The following is a 13,146-nucleotide window of genomic DNA, read 5'->3' as shown; positions in this document are numbered from 1 at the left end:
GCTGGAACCGCGCACCCGGCCTCTCTCAACGAACCCACAACACACCAGGCCAGCAAGCCCGCGATACACCAACAAGCCCCCCTCCGAGCGTTACCTGGAGGCGGTCGGCGTCGTCCCTCTGCCCCCGGAGCAGGCGGGGCCCGCCAAGGCCCCCAAAGCGGCCGTGAGTGCCTTCGAGAAGGGCGTAGCGGCCCTGGAGCAGTACAAGGCCCGCACCGGGTCCGTTACGGTCCCCAGGGCCCACGTAGAGGCGTTGCCGGACGGGTCGGAGGTCAAGCTCGGGGTGTTCCTGTCGAACAGCAAGACCAGGCGCGCCAAGCTGACCGCGGACAAACTCGCCACACTCGCCACCCTCGGACTCGACTGGGCATAGGGTTTCTCGCGGCAGTGGGGCTGGGCTGAATCGCCCGGCCTGCGGAGCGCTCGAGGGGGTTTCAGGATGGCTGAGACGGAGTGGGAAGCCGGTGAAACGCCGTGGGCCCGGCAAGGTACGGAGCACCTCCCGTGCTACTTCTGCGGCGGGCACACGGCGATTCTGAGTTCCGGTGACCGCCCGGATGACCCGGGCCGGCTGGAGCTGTACTGCGACAACCAGATGTGCAGTGCGCGAGAAGTTGTCGTCCTGGTCAAGCGCGACGGCGCAGGCGCGCCTGAACGCGCCGACGTTCGTGCCCTCCGCGAGGTTGACCGACCTCGCGAGACGCCGGCGGCTCTGGACGTCATGGCTCGCTACGAAGACAACAAGAACATCACGGCACGACGACTGAGCACGACTTCTCTCGCGCTGGTCGTGGAAGCGCACGAGGAAAAGTAGGCAGTGGAAAGGACCCCGGGCGCGTGGTGTGCCCGGGGTCCGTCGCTGTCTCCGGGGCGGCGGCATCGCACTGGAGTGTGTGTAAGCCCTGGAATCTTGGGCCTTCCCCTTTTCGAGCACAGGTAGCCAGGGCCTTCTCCTGGGCCTTGACCGCGCTTTGGCTCCTACCGTTCCGAGCCGTCCTCGTCTTCCCCCACGCTGTCGTCGCTGTCTCCGAAGATGGGACGAAGTACCTCTCGCAGGTCGAGGTCGAGGCGCTGAGCGGGGATGGACAGAGACCGCTGGACCTTACTGCTGACGTTGGTCGCCGTCGCTCGCCACTCCGAGACGAAGGGGTCGGCTTCCTGGCTGCTGTAAACCGTGATCGGATCCAGCGTCACGGTCTCATGGGGACGAAGGTCCACCGGAGCGAAGCGGACGATGGTGCGGCCATCCTGCCGCTCAATGTCCGGGGAATGTAGGGACGGCAGGTGGTAGGCCGGTGGCCGCACCCCGAGCACCCCTGGGTAGCCGCCGATGGCGGGGATGGTGCCCTCCCCGTATTTGGCCGGCTGGGAGGGCCAGTCGATCTCTTCGTCTGTGTCGGCCGTGACATGTGCCGAGACGGTGTCGGGGAGACTCAGCACGACCTGGACCTTCGTGAGGTTGTCTTCGCCGGGGTTGGTCAGCGTGAGAGTCAAAGGCGTGCCAACGTCGCCGACCGCCTGGGCCATTGCCTGCTGCATCGCGAGGTCGAAGTCGTTCACGTACTCGTCCACTTCCTGCCGAAATTCCTCCGGGGAGCGGGAGTCAGGCCACAGGACCTGGAGTGAGGTGAAGCCCCCGAACGGACTGGAGGCCGCCGCCTTCTTCTGGTCTGCGGCCTCCAGCTGGCCCAGCAGCTCGTCGCGGAGGAAATCGGTGATCGTTCGTCGGGCGGCCTCGGTCGGGGCGAGCACGCCGACAGCGCCAGCGGTCATGGTGACCTCGACGTTCACGCGCTTCGCTGCCCTGCGGGCCCGCTCGGTGAGCGCGTATATCTCTGCAGGGTGAGCAGGTTCGGTCCTCCCGGCGTACCGGTGGAAGACGACACCTGGGCGGAAGCTCGCGAATTCCTTCTGCAGGGGGTGGATGAGGTCGCCCCATCGTGGGGGAAAGACGTCGACGAGCATGACGTGACGTCGGCCCTCGTCGATGTCCATGGGAACGTACGTGAACTGGTAGCGGCTGAAGTCGCCCAGGTAGCGCCTCAGCCAGACGTCAACCTTCTCGATGTCGTGTGTCGGAACTCCATGGATCGCGTCCTCATCGACCCCGACCAGGAGGTAGGCGTGGCCTCCAGCCCACTGCTCCGCCACGTCGGGTATCCGGTTGGCGAAGCCGAGGATTGCCTTCGACACAGCGAAGGCTCCTTCCGGCTTCGACACGTCGTGGTGAGACTTCCACTCCAGCCAGCGCGTCTCGTCCGCACTGCTGGCGCCCAAAACGGCCCGGATCAGCTCTCGCTGCCGCGCCAGACCGACTACCGGTTCGTCCGCGTTGAAGTCCAAAGTCATGGTTGTCCTTCGTGCCAGGTGAACTCCAAGCATGCGGGACCGCACCGACAGAACCGGGCCACGAGCGCTGAGCGGAGCGCGAGGCCCAGGACCGCGCGCCGTCGGGCAGGGCGTTGCGTTGTACCCCTGCCAGAACCAGAGGCACATGTCTTGCGGTCAGCGCCATCGGGGTGGAAGTGCCATCGTCACCTCGCCGGCGGTGGTCTTGAGGGTGAGGGTGGTCTCGCCGCGGCCGATGGCTCGATCGATCTTCTTGATTTCTGTCCAGGTGAACCCGAGGCGGCGGTACTTGTTCCGCTGCTTCGGGCGCATGTGCTGGATGTCTTCCTTCGAGGCCGTGGTCATCCCCGGATGCCATGACCTCGCCGAGCCACTAGTCATCTTGGGCACGGGAGCCTCCTTCCCTCACCCACACCGGCGGTGCGTTGTCCGCGTACTGCTCCCGGTCCCGAGGCACCAGCGGGGTACTCCTGGGAGGGATGAGCGCGCGTGCGGGCTGCTCGGGCGGTGCCTGGACCACCTTGTGATTAGGCGTGAGCGGCCGAGGCTCCTGTCTGCCCGTGCTCGGCTGCCGTAAGTAGTCGGGGATTTCGCCTGCGACGATCCGGGCGGCGCGAGCGCGCGCAGCTGCCTTGAGCGCAGCCTTCCGAGCCCGCTTCGCCGCGGGAGATTCCTTCGGCATTCGCCCAGCCTATGTGGGCCCGGTCCCGTACGACATGGTGATGCCGGACATCTACGCCTCATGTATCGGCAGGTGCGAGGACCACCGTGTCGAACAGGGCCTCCGGATCGCCGTCGGGGCCGGCGCTCGCAGCCAGCAGCGAGGCGACTTGGCCAGCGAGGACGGTGACCACGTCGGCCGTCCCCACCGGGCCGCGGACCTCGATCAGCTTGCGCACGGCGTCGTCGATGCGGTCCATGGCCTCCTCGCCCTGGAGGAGCAACCCGAGCCGTTCGGCGAGGAACATGCGGACGACCGCCACACCGTCGGCCAAAGCGGTGTCCACGTTGAAGTCCGTGCGGGCCTTCTCCGACTCCTTGAGCACGGCCGGAATCGTATACGTCCGCTGCTCCGGGATGAGGCCCTCCTTCCGCCACTCCTCGTACGGGATGGGGCCGACGGCATCACGGCGTGCACGGTGTTCGCTGGTCGGGCTGCCGCCCGCGGTGCGGCAGGCCCGCCCTGCGGCTGCCTTGCAGGCCGGGCATTCGACACGGCGCTTCCACGAGCGCACGAGATCCATCTCGGCATCCGAGCGGAGGTGGCGTCGCCACTCGCCGCCCCACGGGATGCTCTGCGATCCGTTCTCCACGCCCATTGGTCCCCCTGGGTCCTCGTGGTGTGCCGTCTCCGTGCCGAAGCTGACCGTACCTGCGCTGACGCCTCTCATGGGCCGACAACGGTCGATCGGGAGACGGCCGTCGTGCGCGCTAGTTCAGCTGCCGCAGGTTCTCCAGCGCGTACAGCTCATAGGGGACGGTTCCCGCTTCGGTGTCTCGGTCGGATGTCCCGACGCGGGTGAAGCCGACCTTGGTCAGGACGCGGCCGGAGGCGGGGTTGTCGGGGTGGTGCATGGCCTCCAGCCGGGTGAGGCCGGCAGTGGTGAAGGCGACGGTGACGACCTGGTGGGCGGCGTGGGTGGCGTAGCCGTTGCCCCAGCTGTCTTCCCGGAAGATGTAGCTGATGGTGCCCATGGATGGGGTGCGTCGGCGCAGGGAGATCAGGCCGATCAGGTCGCTCTCGTGGAGGATGCCCCAGCTCCACTGTGCCCGCGGGGTTTCGGCGGCTCGGGCGAGGGCGTTGCTGATCTTGTCGTGGGCCTGGTCCAGGGTGAGGGGCTTGCCGGTGGTGTACCGGACGGAGGCCCCGCTGTAGATGCGGGTGAGGGCTGGCGCGTCGTCGAGGGCCAGGAGGCGCAGGGTCACCATGCGGTGGTCAGCTCCTTCGCGGTGGGCCGGTCTGCGGGGTCGGGTGCCAGGCACGCGGTGATGGCGTCCTCGAACTCGGGGAAGGGCCAGGGCCGGGCGTCGCGCAGCGCGGTGGTGATGCCCCGGGCGATGACGGCCAGCTTCTCCAGCCGGTCCAGGTCGTCGTCGTAGATGACGGGGCGCCGACCGGTCCAGCACCAGAACATGGAGGAACCGCACTGGGGCCGCAACAACGAAGGCCGGCCAGCCGCGTGTGTGGGCAACGCACCCAACGACTGGTAGACGGCACCAGGCCACGCCGCCCAAGGACCGGCTCTCCCTTCGGGGCCGGGGTGAACGGCTGCAGCGTGACGAAGCAGGCGGCGGGCCCCGGGAAGTGCTGCCGAGGCCCGCCGCCTGCTTTCGTGAAGTTGCGATTCAGGCAGGAGGTAGGCCCGGCAGAACGATCCCTGTGTAGGCGGCGAGTACGCTTCCCAGCGCTCCGCTGACGACGGGCGAGTTGAGGATGCCCATGATGGAAGTCCCCCACCGCTGGAGCCTGCCTGGGTCGGGCGAGTCGCTGGCGGCCTCGGCTTCGATGCGTGTGGCGAGCTGGGTGAACTCGATGAACTCGTCTTCCGGTAGCTGCAGGATCGGTGCGGCCTGGCGCAGAGCGCGGGCGAGCATGACGACCGCCGCGGGGTCGATCCCGTCCTTGTTGGTCGTGGCGTTCATGGTGAAGTCACGGCTGTTCGCGGCGATGTTGCCCGTGTTCTCCCCGATGTTGAACGTCGTGTTGCCGGTGCTGTTGCGACGCTCGTACGCGCTTACGTCGCCGTCGAAGTGCTCCACGCAGTCCTGCCCTTCCGCCGTGATCTCAGCCCGTACGGGCCCTTCGGTCTGACCCGTCTTGCTTCCTCTGATCAATTCCTTGGCGTGGAGATAGGCGCTGGCACGGTCGATCTCCTGCGGTGCCACTCGTTCCCCCTCGTGGAGCGAGTGCGGGGACCGGAGAACGCCCTGCACGAGGGGATAGCCCGCGCCATCGTTCTTCTGCTCCCACAACCAGGTCAGCAGGCCCTTGCGGGCCGTGGCACTGCGCGCTCGGGGGTCAGCACGCCGGCGGTGGCGTTCCTGGACCCATTGCAGTCCCTGTGGTGTCAGATTGGCTGCTGGATCATCCATCGTGGCCCAGCGATCGCTCAACAGGCCCCAGTCCTTGCATGTCAGTAGGAGGCGGAAGGACTGTTGTTCGTCGAGACCATGCTGTTCGCCGAAGGCTGTGATCGTCACGTACTCCGTCGAGTCTGCGGCCGTCTGTTCGTGGACCCACTCCACAAGCGGCTCATGTAGGACAACAAAGTCGATGGCCATGGACCCGCTCCTTGCTCGGTGATGCGAGCTCACAAGCGTAGAACCCACCACTGACACCGGGGACCGGGAGCGGAAGTGCTCCCGCTGGCCAGTAGGAGCACACTCATCGCGGGCAGTCAGTACGGGCTCAGGCCGAGGCGGCCAAGACGGAGTTCGGACGCGGGGCGGTCCGGGGTCCTTCGCTGTCTGGGGCCAGCGGCACCGCTCCCAGGACCTACACGCACAGGTGCGATGCCCGGGGGTTCTGAGCTGCGGCATCGTACTGGTGTGCGTGTAGTGCCGGGGATCTAGGGGCGCTCCCCTGGTGACTGCGTACCGGCGCCGGCCCCGCCGGTATCTCGCGGTTAATCCTCCGCTGTCTTGTTGTGGCTCTCAGCCATGTACTCGACCAGTGGCCGAATCGTCGCCAGCACGGATGGAGCAACACAACGCACGCTGGCCATCGACTCCTCGATGTGTTCGCGCGTCATACGGTGCATGATCGCTCCGGCGTTGTAAGGCTCGTCTGCCTTGATGAGGTACCGCACTGCCAGGCGGAAGTAGGTCATGTGGGTTTCATCCAGGCCATACGCCTCAGCGAACTGCGTAGCCGCCTCAAGCATCTCACGGTCGTGTGTCTCTTTCGCGCGGATGATTCCGGCCTCGCACCTGGCCAAGTCGGCAAGAGCAGCGGATTGGTTCGTGCGCTCCTGCTCCTCTCCTCGACGCCGTGCTTCCGAGTAGGGAATCTCTTCCTGGCGTGCACGGGTCCGTGTTGCCTGCTTCCGTGCCCTGTTGGTCGTCACAGTCACTCCTGCACTGGCCGCTCCCCCACGCCTGCGACCCGCATACGAGTGTCTCTGGACGCTGCGTGATTCGGAGAACCTTGGCCACAAGGCGCCGTCTGGCGTGGGCAGTACGGCAGGGCACCGGCAGACGCTGACCTGCCGCATGCAGATGATAGCGAGCACGGTGGCGACAAGTGCAGCCATTCACCTTGCCGGACTACAGAACTACACGATCAGGGCAACCGCCGGCCCCGGCGAACTACGTGGTGGGCGGGTTCGGTGAGGCGATCCAGCCGCGTGTAGAGAGCCCGTACGAGCCGGGCGCGGTTCTGGACGCAGCGTGCGGTGCCCTGGAGGGGTACGGACAGGCGGCCGTCGGCTTCACGGAGGATGACTTCGGCGAGGGCGCCGCGGCCGTCGCTCTTGGGCAGGGCGGCGGCGTGGCGCCGGACGTCGGATGCGACGGCGCGGGCGTGCCCGGTGAGCTGGAGGGCGATCTGCTCATAGTCGCGGGGTTCGAGGTCCGGGTTCTTCCATGCGAGGACGGCAGTGACGAGCGCTTCGTGCGGGGCGCGGTCCAGAGGGAGTTCGGCCTCGATCAGGCCGTCGGGGTCGTAGAGCACGGCGTAGGTGCCGGTCATCGGGTACCCGCCGCGTCGTCGTCCTGGTCGTGGCCGCCGGGGCCGGCGTCCGGGACCGGGGCGGCGAGGAAGCGGGCGTAGCCGCGGTCGGCGCGGGTGATCAGCGCCGGGGAAGGCCGGCCGTAGTCGGGCGGCTGAAGGCCGGGGCCTTGTGGTGCGGGGCCGGGGGGTGTGGGTGCGTTCATGGGCACCGCCTCCGTTGCTGGGTGCGTCGGTGTCGTTCGACGCTACGGAGACCGCCGGTCGTTCCTCAACGAGATTGCGGGAAATTGCGGAAGTTCACTCCAGGTCGTCCATCGCGGCCTGGATGAGGGCGCGGGCGTCGTCGCCGTAGACGGCCATCTCAGAGAGGCCAGCGAACGCCTTGGCGTAGTCGGCGACTTCACGCGGCTGCGTCACCTTGATCTCCGCCGTCAGCGTCTCCACCACGGCGCTGGTGTCGTCGTGGACGTAGAACGCCTCCAGCGGCCACACGGTGCGCTGCGCGGTGAACGGGATGATGCCGAGCGAGACGGAGGCGAGCGGCATCACCGCCAGGAGGTGGCGGAGCTGGCCGCGCATCGCGTCGGGGGCGGCGGTGCGGTAGCGCAGGACGGACTCCTCGAGGAGGACGACGTAGAGGTGGCCGCCCTCGTAGAGGAAGCGGGAGCGGGCGACCCGGGCGGCGACGGCTTCGGCGACGTCGTCGGGGGTGCCCTGGAAGCGGGTGATCTGCTTCATGAGGGCGGTCGCGAACGCCGGGGTCTGGAGGAAACCCGGGGGCACGTTGGAGACGTAGACCCGGCAGTGGCGGGTCTGCTCGTGCAGGGCGTACCAGTCCTGCTGGACCTGGCGCATGCCATTGCGGTGCAGGCGGCGCCACTCCATGTACATCGAGTCGACCGCGCGGGCGGTGGCGATGAGGTCGTCGGCCTGGTCGTCGGCGCCGCACGCCGCGCACCAGGTCCGGATGTCCGCGTCCGAGGGCAGGACCGCGCCCTTCTGGATGCGGGTGGTCTTCGCGGGGTGCCAGCCGCACCGGGCGGAGAGGTGCTTCCCGGTGAGGCCGGCGTCCTTGCGCAGGTGCAGCAGCCGCACGGCGAGCGCCTCGCGGGCCCCTTGAGCGCTGGAGGATGGGGAGGCGGTCGTCATGAGGTGCGTGGCCCTTGGGTTGTGCGTCGGTCAGATGCGGTAGTCGGCGTGGTCGGTGGCCAGGTCCCACACCGAGCGGAACGCCTCCACGCACAGCTTGATGGCCTGCGGGTCCTCGGTGTGGTCGGGCTCCATGGCCTCGCCGTCGCCGGAGAAGATGTTCCACCGCACGACCCGGTCGTCGATGAGCCAGAAGTCGTTGCCCGGCAGGGCGAGGGTGGAGGCGCGGCGGCGGGGCAGCCAGCGGACCTGTTCTCCGGCGCGGAGGTTGGCGTCGGTGATGGCGTGCTCGAAGCGGATGTAGTCGGTGACGGGCTCGGACACGATCCGGGCCCGGTGGACCTTCACCCCGCGGGCGACGGTCCGTTCCACCAGGGGCAGCCACCCGCTCCAGTACTCCGAGTCGTCCGCGGGCACGCTCCCGTCGCGCAGGAACGCGTCGTAGACCTCCCGCTCCTCCCCCACGGCGTAGACGTCGCGGAGCTCCAGGTGCAGAGCGTGCTGCCGGGCGGAGTCGAGCAGGTCCTCAAAGCTGGGGACCGGCGGCTTCTGCGGCATCACACGCCCTCCTGATCTGATCCACCATCCGGACCGGGATCCGGATGACCCCTTCGTCATCCGCAGGCGGACTGTCCTGGCTGCAAGCGGCCCGGGTCACCGCGTCGGCGACCTTGCCCTGCAGAACCAGTTCCACCCCTTCCGCGGTGTCGGGGTCCACCCACACCGCAGGGCAGTTCCCTCCACCCGAGTTCGGGTCCGTCCCGAAGAAAAGTAACGCCATGATCGCCTCCGGAGAAAGCCAGTTGCGTGTAGTTGCGCACCGACCGTCCCGCAGGCCGGAGTCGGCGTCAAGGGCGTCTCTGGTCCGTCCGGGTGAGCAGGCGCCGCGACTGCGGTGTCCGGGGGTGCGGCGCCTCTACCGTGCGGCCATGGAACACACCCCAATGCCCGAGCCGATGCGCCGCGCGGTCAACCAGCTCACGTCCGAGGCAGTCGAGCGTTGCCAGGAGGTCATGAACTACGCCGGCTCCGACGTCGCCATGGACTGGAAGCGGATGACGCTGTACCGGGCCACGGACGCGGCGGACACCATGGACTGCGTGGCCATGCTGATCGCCGCGTACTGCGAGCACGTCGGCGTGAACCCGGAGACCCTGCAGAGCTACCTCCAGATCAGTCAGCAGCACAGCCGCGCCGACGGGCCGGAGGACCACGACCGGGCGCATCTGGCCGGGCTGCTGGGCAAGGAAGCGCCCGCCGGAAGTGACGAGATCGGGGCGGTGCGGACGATGTACGGGCGCGGGCAGCGCCAGGCGGAGGAGGCGCAGCAGCCCGAGGACGCTCCGGAGGTGCTGTTCACGATGGCGTGCCTGTACGGCCTGCGGGCCAGGCTGTGCGACGACCTCGGGTCGCTGGACCGGTTCCCGCCGGAGGTGGCCGCGATGGCCCGGAAGGTCGCCGAAGCGCTCGAAGTCCCGGAGCTGGCCGCGACGTAACGCCGGAGTCGCGCCGTCGTTGGACGGGGCGACTCCATAACGCCGGGCCCCGGGAGGGATGTTGATCCCCCGGGGCTCGTGGTGTGTCCGGCTCCGGGGCGGTCAGTCCTCTTCGGTTTCCGTGGCGGTGATCCCGGCGGCGGCTTCGTCGTCGGTCAGGAGCAGCACCTGCGTCGGGTGGGCGTTCCAGCCCTGAACGACGTGGACGCGGCCCGACTGGGTGTTGGGCTCCGGGGTGGGGTGGATCTGCGGGGCGAGGCGCTTCCAGGTGGGGGTGGTCACCCGGCCCAGGACCACGGTGGAGAAGTTCTCGCGCCCCGCGCCGAGGATGCCGTTGGCGCGCTGGGAGCTGACGAGGACGTGGATGCGGTCCTGGCGGCCGACGAAGAGCACGTACTCGAGGGCGTCGACGGCCGGGGACGTCTTGGGGTCGTCCTTCTCCCGGATCGTGTCCCAGTAGCGGGCCAGCTGGTGCAGGGTGTTGTCGGCGGCCTCGAACACCAGCGTCAGGCGCGGGAGGTCGTCGATGTCACCGTGCTGGTCGATGAGGTCGAGCCGGTGCTGGAATTCGGCCCGCAGGCCCACCAGGGCGTTGTGGATGTCGGCGATGTCGCGGCAGTAGGTGACGCCGGGCACGCCGCTGGCCCACCGGTGCGAAACCCGCTTGAGGTCGAGGACCAGGGCGTGGGAGCCGTGGTGCAGGAGCTGGGCGGTCAGGGTGCGCAGGATGGTCGTGGAGCCGGTGCCGGTGCAGACCAGGACGTGCGGTCCTTCGGCGTCCAGGTCGACGCAGACCGGCTGCCCGTCGGGGGTGAAGCCGATCAGGACGAGGGAGGCGGGCAGCGCTTCCAGCTGCTCGCGGACGGCGAGGTCGGTGAGGCGCAGCGCCGTGGTGGTGGTCTTCGTCATGGTTCGGTGTTCCTTTTCTGTGCTGTGCCTGGTGAACCGGGTGTTCTTCCAGACGGGGGGATCGTGTCGTCCGAACCGGACAGGGCCGGTTTGCGGACGTCGGCGGGCCGGGACAGTCAGCCGGAGTCGGTGGCGTGGGCGCGGGGCCGGTTGCGGGCCCACTTCTTGAGGTCGCCGACGCGGTAGAGGAGTTCGGCGCCGCGCTTGTCGACCGAGCTGGGGAAGTCCGGATCGTTGGCCCGCGCCCAGCGCAGGGCGGCGAGGGTGATTTCCGGCAGGTGGTCCTGCTGGGCTTTGCGCAGTCCGACCACCGCGTCGGCCGGGTCTGGTGCCGGGGCCGGGGTGGGCGGGGTGAGGCTCCAGGCGTCGGCGAGGAGGTCCCGGTTGGCCGTCAGCGGCTCGATGTCGGGTGCGGGCGGCAGCTCGGGGGCGCTGGTGTTCCAGGCATCGGCGAAGTCGTCGGCCGGGGCGGCGGGAGCGGACGACTTGTGCAGGGACAGGCCCGTCGTGCCCTTGGAGTGGATACCGGACAGCGCCCACTCGCGGGCTTCCGCGTTCGACAGGTTCAGCACCTGCGTCTCCTGGGCGCGGCCGCGGGTAACTACTTGGACGCGGCCGGGATGCTCGGTCGGCATCGGGATGGGGCTGACCTCGGGCACGAGCATGCGCCAGGCGTTGAGGGTGTAGCGGACCAGGATCCGGGTGGAGAAGTTCTCGCGCATCTCCGGGCCGCCGATGGCGCGGGCGGTGGCGGACTGCGCGACCAGGAGCACGTGCAGGCGGACCTGGCGGCCCATGAAAAGGATCTCCGCGAGCGCGTCGATGGCCGGGGACGTCTTCGGATCGCCCGACTCGCGGATCTTCGCCCAGTACCGCTTGAGCTGCGCCATGGTCGCGTTGACCTCTTCGAGGAGGATCACCAGGCGGGGGCCGACCCGCCACGGCTCGCGCTCCAGGACATCGTCGGCCAGCCGCTCCGCGAGACCGAGTCGGCGTCGGCCTTCCTGTGCGAGACGGATCAGGGCGTCGTGGATGTCGGCGATGTCGCGGCAGTAGGTGACGCCGGGCACGCCGCGCGCCCAGGTGTGGGAGATCCGCTTGAAGTCGAGGACGAACGCGTGCGCGCCGTTATGGATGAACTGGCAGCAGATCGCGCGCAGGATGGTCGACTTGCCGCCGCCGGTGCCTGCGGAGATCAGGACGTGCGGGGAGTCGGCGTCCAGGTCGACGGAGACCTTCCTCTTGCCCGCCCCGAGACCGATGAGCGGCGCGGACTCCGGCATCTTCGCCAGGACCTCCCTCACGCCCGGGTCGGACAGGCGCAGCATCTTGGGCGGGGCCAGGCGCTTCTTGATGACGACGTGGGTGTCCTTGCCCGCGCGGCGCCAGGTGAAGGAGACGTTCTCCAGGGCGAGCTTCTTGGTGATGAGGTCGGCGACCAGGTCCTCGTTGAAGCGCATGTGGGTGGGCACGTCGATGCGTATCTGGGCATCGTCGTCGGAGAAGTTGCGCGGGACATGGAGGTAGCGGCGCGGGTCGGTCAGCTCCGACATGCCCAGCGGCACGGCGAGCGCCTCGTGCAGCGGGGTCACCCACTCGCGCATGAACTCACGGCGCTTGCGGGTCAGCAGCCCGTACGCGACGCCGCCGGCCGCCGCGGCCGAAGCGACGGCGATACCGCCCGTCTCCGCAGCCACGATGGCGGGGTCGGGGTTCTCCCACACGTCGCGCGCCGTGGCGAAGGTGGAGTCCTGGTTCTCCCACAGCGCCCAGTAACCGCCCCCGCCCGTCGCGGCCAGACCGCCGACGCGGAAGGTCAGGCGCTGCCACCCCGCCCGGTAGGAGGAGCGGAACACCTTGCCTTCGACCTTGGGCAGAACGCGGGTGCCCTTGCGCCAGAACGTCGCGTCCGTCTTCCGCTCCCCGTCCATGGGGCGGCCGACCAGGAACCGGCCGATGCCGAACGCCACTGATTCGGCGGTCTCTTCCACCTGCTTGTCGAACTTCGTCTGTGCCATGGTGCCCCTTCGGTGTGCGTCCAGGCACCTCACACCCGGAAGCGGACACCCCCATTTCTAGAAGCCCAACCCTGTGGATAGAGATCGGCGAAAAGCGGGCCCCGAACTGCGCTCTGTGGACACCAACACGAGGTGGCAGCGCGCTGACCACGGCAAGGACATGTCAGTGGCGCGCCTTACGGTGCGTGCCCATGACACGTCGCACCCGTTTTCTGGTCAACGAGTCCGAGGCCACTGAGAAATCCAGGTGTATGGCCACCAAGCGAGCCCCCTCAGATCAGGCACGGAGCGTCACAAAATCAGTCACCGCGCTCGCCCCGCCCAGGGGCCATCGGACTGCAGACGAGCCCTTGGGCGGCCGCCAGCAGCCTTCCAGGAAGCGCGGCAGCGTCGCCCGACACGCGAACGGCATCGGCTGGCGGGGCTGCTACCTGGGACGACGCTCAGACCGAGAGTTGCGATGTCGATCGCCGACCGACTCGGTGGCCGGCCCCGCCCGTCCACGAGGTCGCGTACCGCCTCGCGCACGCCGCGACGCTCTCTGCCTGGATGA

Annotated in this window: 15 protein-coding genes and 1 pseudogene; 3 read left to right on the top strand and 13 right to left on the bottom strand. The window is 68.7% G+C overall.

Annotated elements, in window-relative coordinates; all coding sequences use genetic code 11:
- Positions 1-94: 94 nt before the first annotated feature.
- Together AB0389_RS35290 and AB0389_RS35285 are read left to right on the top strand one after the other, a co-directional pair.
- Positions 95-373, top strand: a pseudogene (locus AB0389_RS35290) (helicase associated domain-containing protein); the annotation flags it as partial.
- A 66-nt stretch (positions 374-439) separates the two neighbouring features.
- Positions 440-814 (top strand): hypothetical protein, encoded by a 375-nt coding sequence (locus AB0389_RS35285; protein WP_366399656.1) that lies wholly within the window; start codon positions 440-442, stop codon positions 812-814.
- Positions 815-978: 164 nt separating this feature from the next.
- Here AB0389_RS35285 and AB0389_RS35280 read toward each other — a convergent pair whose 3' ends face one another.
- The 11 genes from AB0389_RS35280 to AB0389_RS35230 form a co-directional block, all read right to left on the bottom strand.
- Entirely contained in the window at positions 979-2,349 is a 1,371-nt protein-coding gene (locus AB0389_RS35280) for a hypothetical protein (protein WP_366399655.1), read from the bottom strand.
- Positions 2,350-2,505: 156 nt separating this feature from the next.
- Positions 2,506-2,694, bottom strand: a complete 189-nt coding sequence (locus tag AB0389_RS35275; protein ID WP_366399654.1) for a hypothetical protein — start codon at positions 2,692-2,694, stop codon at positions 2,506-2,508.
- A 395-nt stretch (positions 2,695-3,089) separates the two neighbouring features.
- The gene (locus tag AB0389_RS35270) at positions 3,090-3,593 is read right to left on the bottom strand and encodes a hypothetical protein (RefSeq protein ID WP_366399653.1); all 504 of its coding nucleotides are present in this window, start codon (positions 3,591-3,593) and stop codon (positions 3,090-3,092) included.
- Between the two features lie 187 nt (positions 3,594-3,780).
- Positions 3,781-4,278, bottom strand: coding sequence for a GNAT family N-acetyltransferase (locus tag AB0389_RS35265; protein WP_366399652.1), 498 nt, complete (start codon positions 4,276-4,278; stop codon positions 3,781-3,783).
- Complete coding sequence (locus AB0389_RS35260) at positions 4,272-4,484, bottom strand: hypothetical protein (protein ID WP_366399651.1); 213 nt, start codon at positions 4,482-4,484, stop codon at positions 4,272-4,274. The genes AB0389_RS35265 and AB0389_RS35260 overlap by 7 nt, the downstream gene beginning before the upstream one ends.
- Positions 4,485-4,695: 211 nt before the next feature.
- Positions 4,696-5,631, bottom strand: a complete 936-nt coding sequence (locus AB0389_RS35255; RefSeq protein ID WP_366399650.1) for a hypothetical protein — start codon at positions 5,629-5,631, stop codon at positions 4,696-4,698.
- Between the two features lie 344 nt (positions 5,632-5,975).
- Entirely contained in the window at positions 5,976-6,416 is a 441-nt protein-coding gene (locus AB0389_RS35250; RefSeq protein WP_366399649.1) for a hypothetical protein, read from the bottom strand.
- A gap of 215 nt (positions 6,417-6,631) precedes the next feature.
- A complete protein-coding gene (locus AB0389_RS35245; RefSeq protein ID WP_366399648.1) occupies positions 6,632-7,039 on the bottom strand; it encodes a restriction endonuclease in 408 nt (135 codons plus the stop codon).
- Entirely contained in the window at positions 7,036-7,224 is a 189-nt protein-coding gene (locus AB0389_RS35240) for a hypothetical protein (RefSeq protein WP_366399647.1), read from the bottom strand. The genes AB0389_RS35245 and AB0389_RS35240 overlap by 4 nt, the downstream gene beginning before the upstream one ends.
- A 94-nt stretch (positions 7,225-7,318) precedes the next feature.
- Entirely contained in the window at positions 7,319-8,170 is an 852-nt protein-coding gene (locus AB0389_RS35235) for a helix-turn-helix transcriptional regulator (protein ID WP_366399646.1), read from the bottom strand.
- A 30-nt stretch (positions 8,171-8,200) separates the two neighbouring features.
- Positions 8,201-8,728 (bottom strand): DUF6879 family protein, encoded by a 528-nt coding sequence (locus AB0389_RS35230; RefSeq protein WP_366399645.1) that lies wholly within the window; start codon positions 8,726-8,728, stop codon positions 8,201-8,203.
- A gap of 371 nt (positions 8,729-9,099) precedes the next feature.
- On the opposite strand from AB0389_RS35230, the gene AB0389_RS35225 reads away from it, so the two are divergent.
- On the top strand, positions 9,100-9,666 hold the full coding sequence (locus tag AB0389_RS35225; protein ID WP_366399644.1) for a hypothetical protein: 567 nt from the start codon (positions 9,100-9,102) through the stop codon (positions 9,664-9,666).
- 102 nt (positions 9,667-9,768) lie between these two features.
- Here AB0389_RS35225 and AB0389_RS35220 read toward each other — a convergent pair whose 3' ends face one another.
- Positions 9,769-10,575, bottom strand: a complete 807-nt coding sequence (locus AB0389_RS35220; protein ID WP_366399643.1) for a hypothetical protein — start codon at positions 10,573-10,575, stop codon at positions 9,769-9,771.
- A 116-nt stretch (positions 10,576-10,691) separates the two neighbouring features.
- A complete protein-coding gene (locus tag AB0389_RS35215) occupies positions 10,692-12,593 on the bottom strand; it encodes a DUF87 domain-containing protein (protein ID WP_366399642.1) in 1,902 nt (633 codons plus the stop codon).
- Positions 12,594-13,146: the final 553 nt, after the last annotated feature.

The organism is Streptomyces sp. NPDC093109, assembly GCF_040701725.1.
GTDB lineage: Bacteria > Actinomycetota > Actinomycetes > Streptomycetales > Streptomycetaceae > Streptomyces.
Note: the sequence above shows the minus strand (reverse complement) of the source record. Positions and strands in the feature narration are given on the sequence as shown.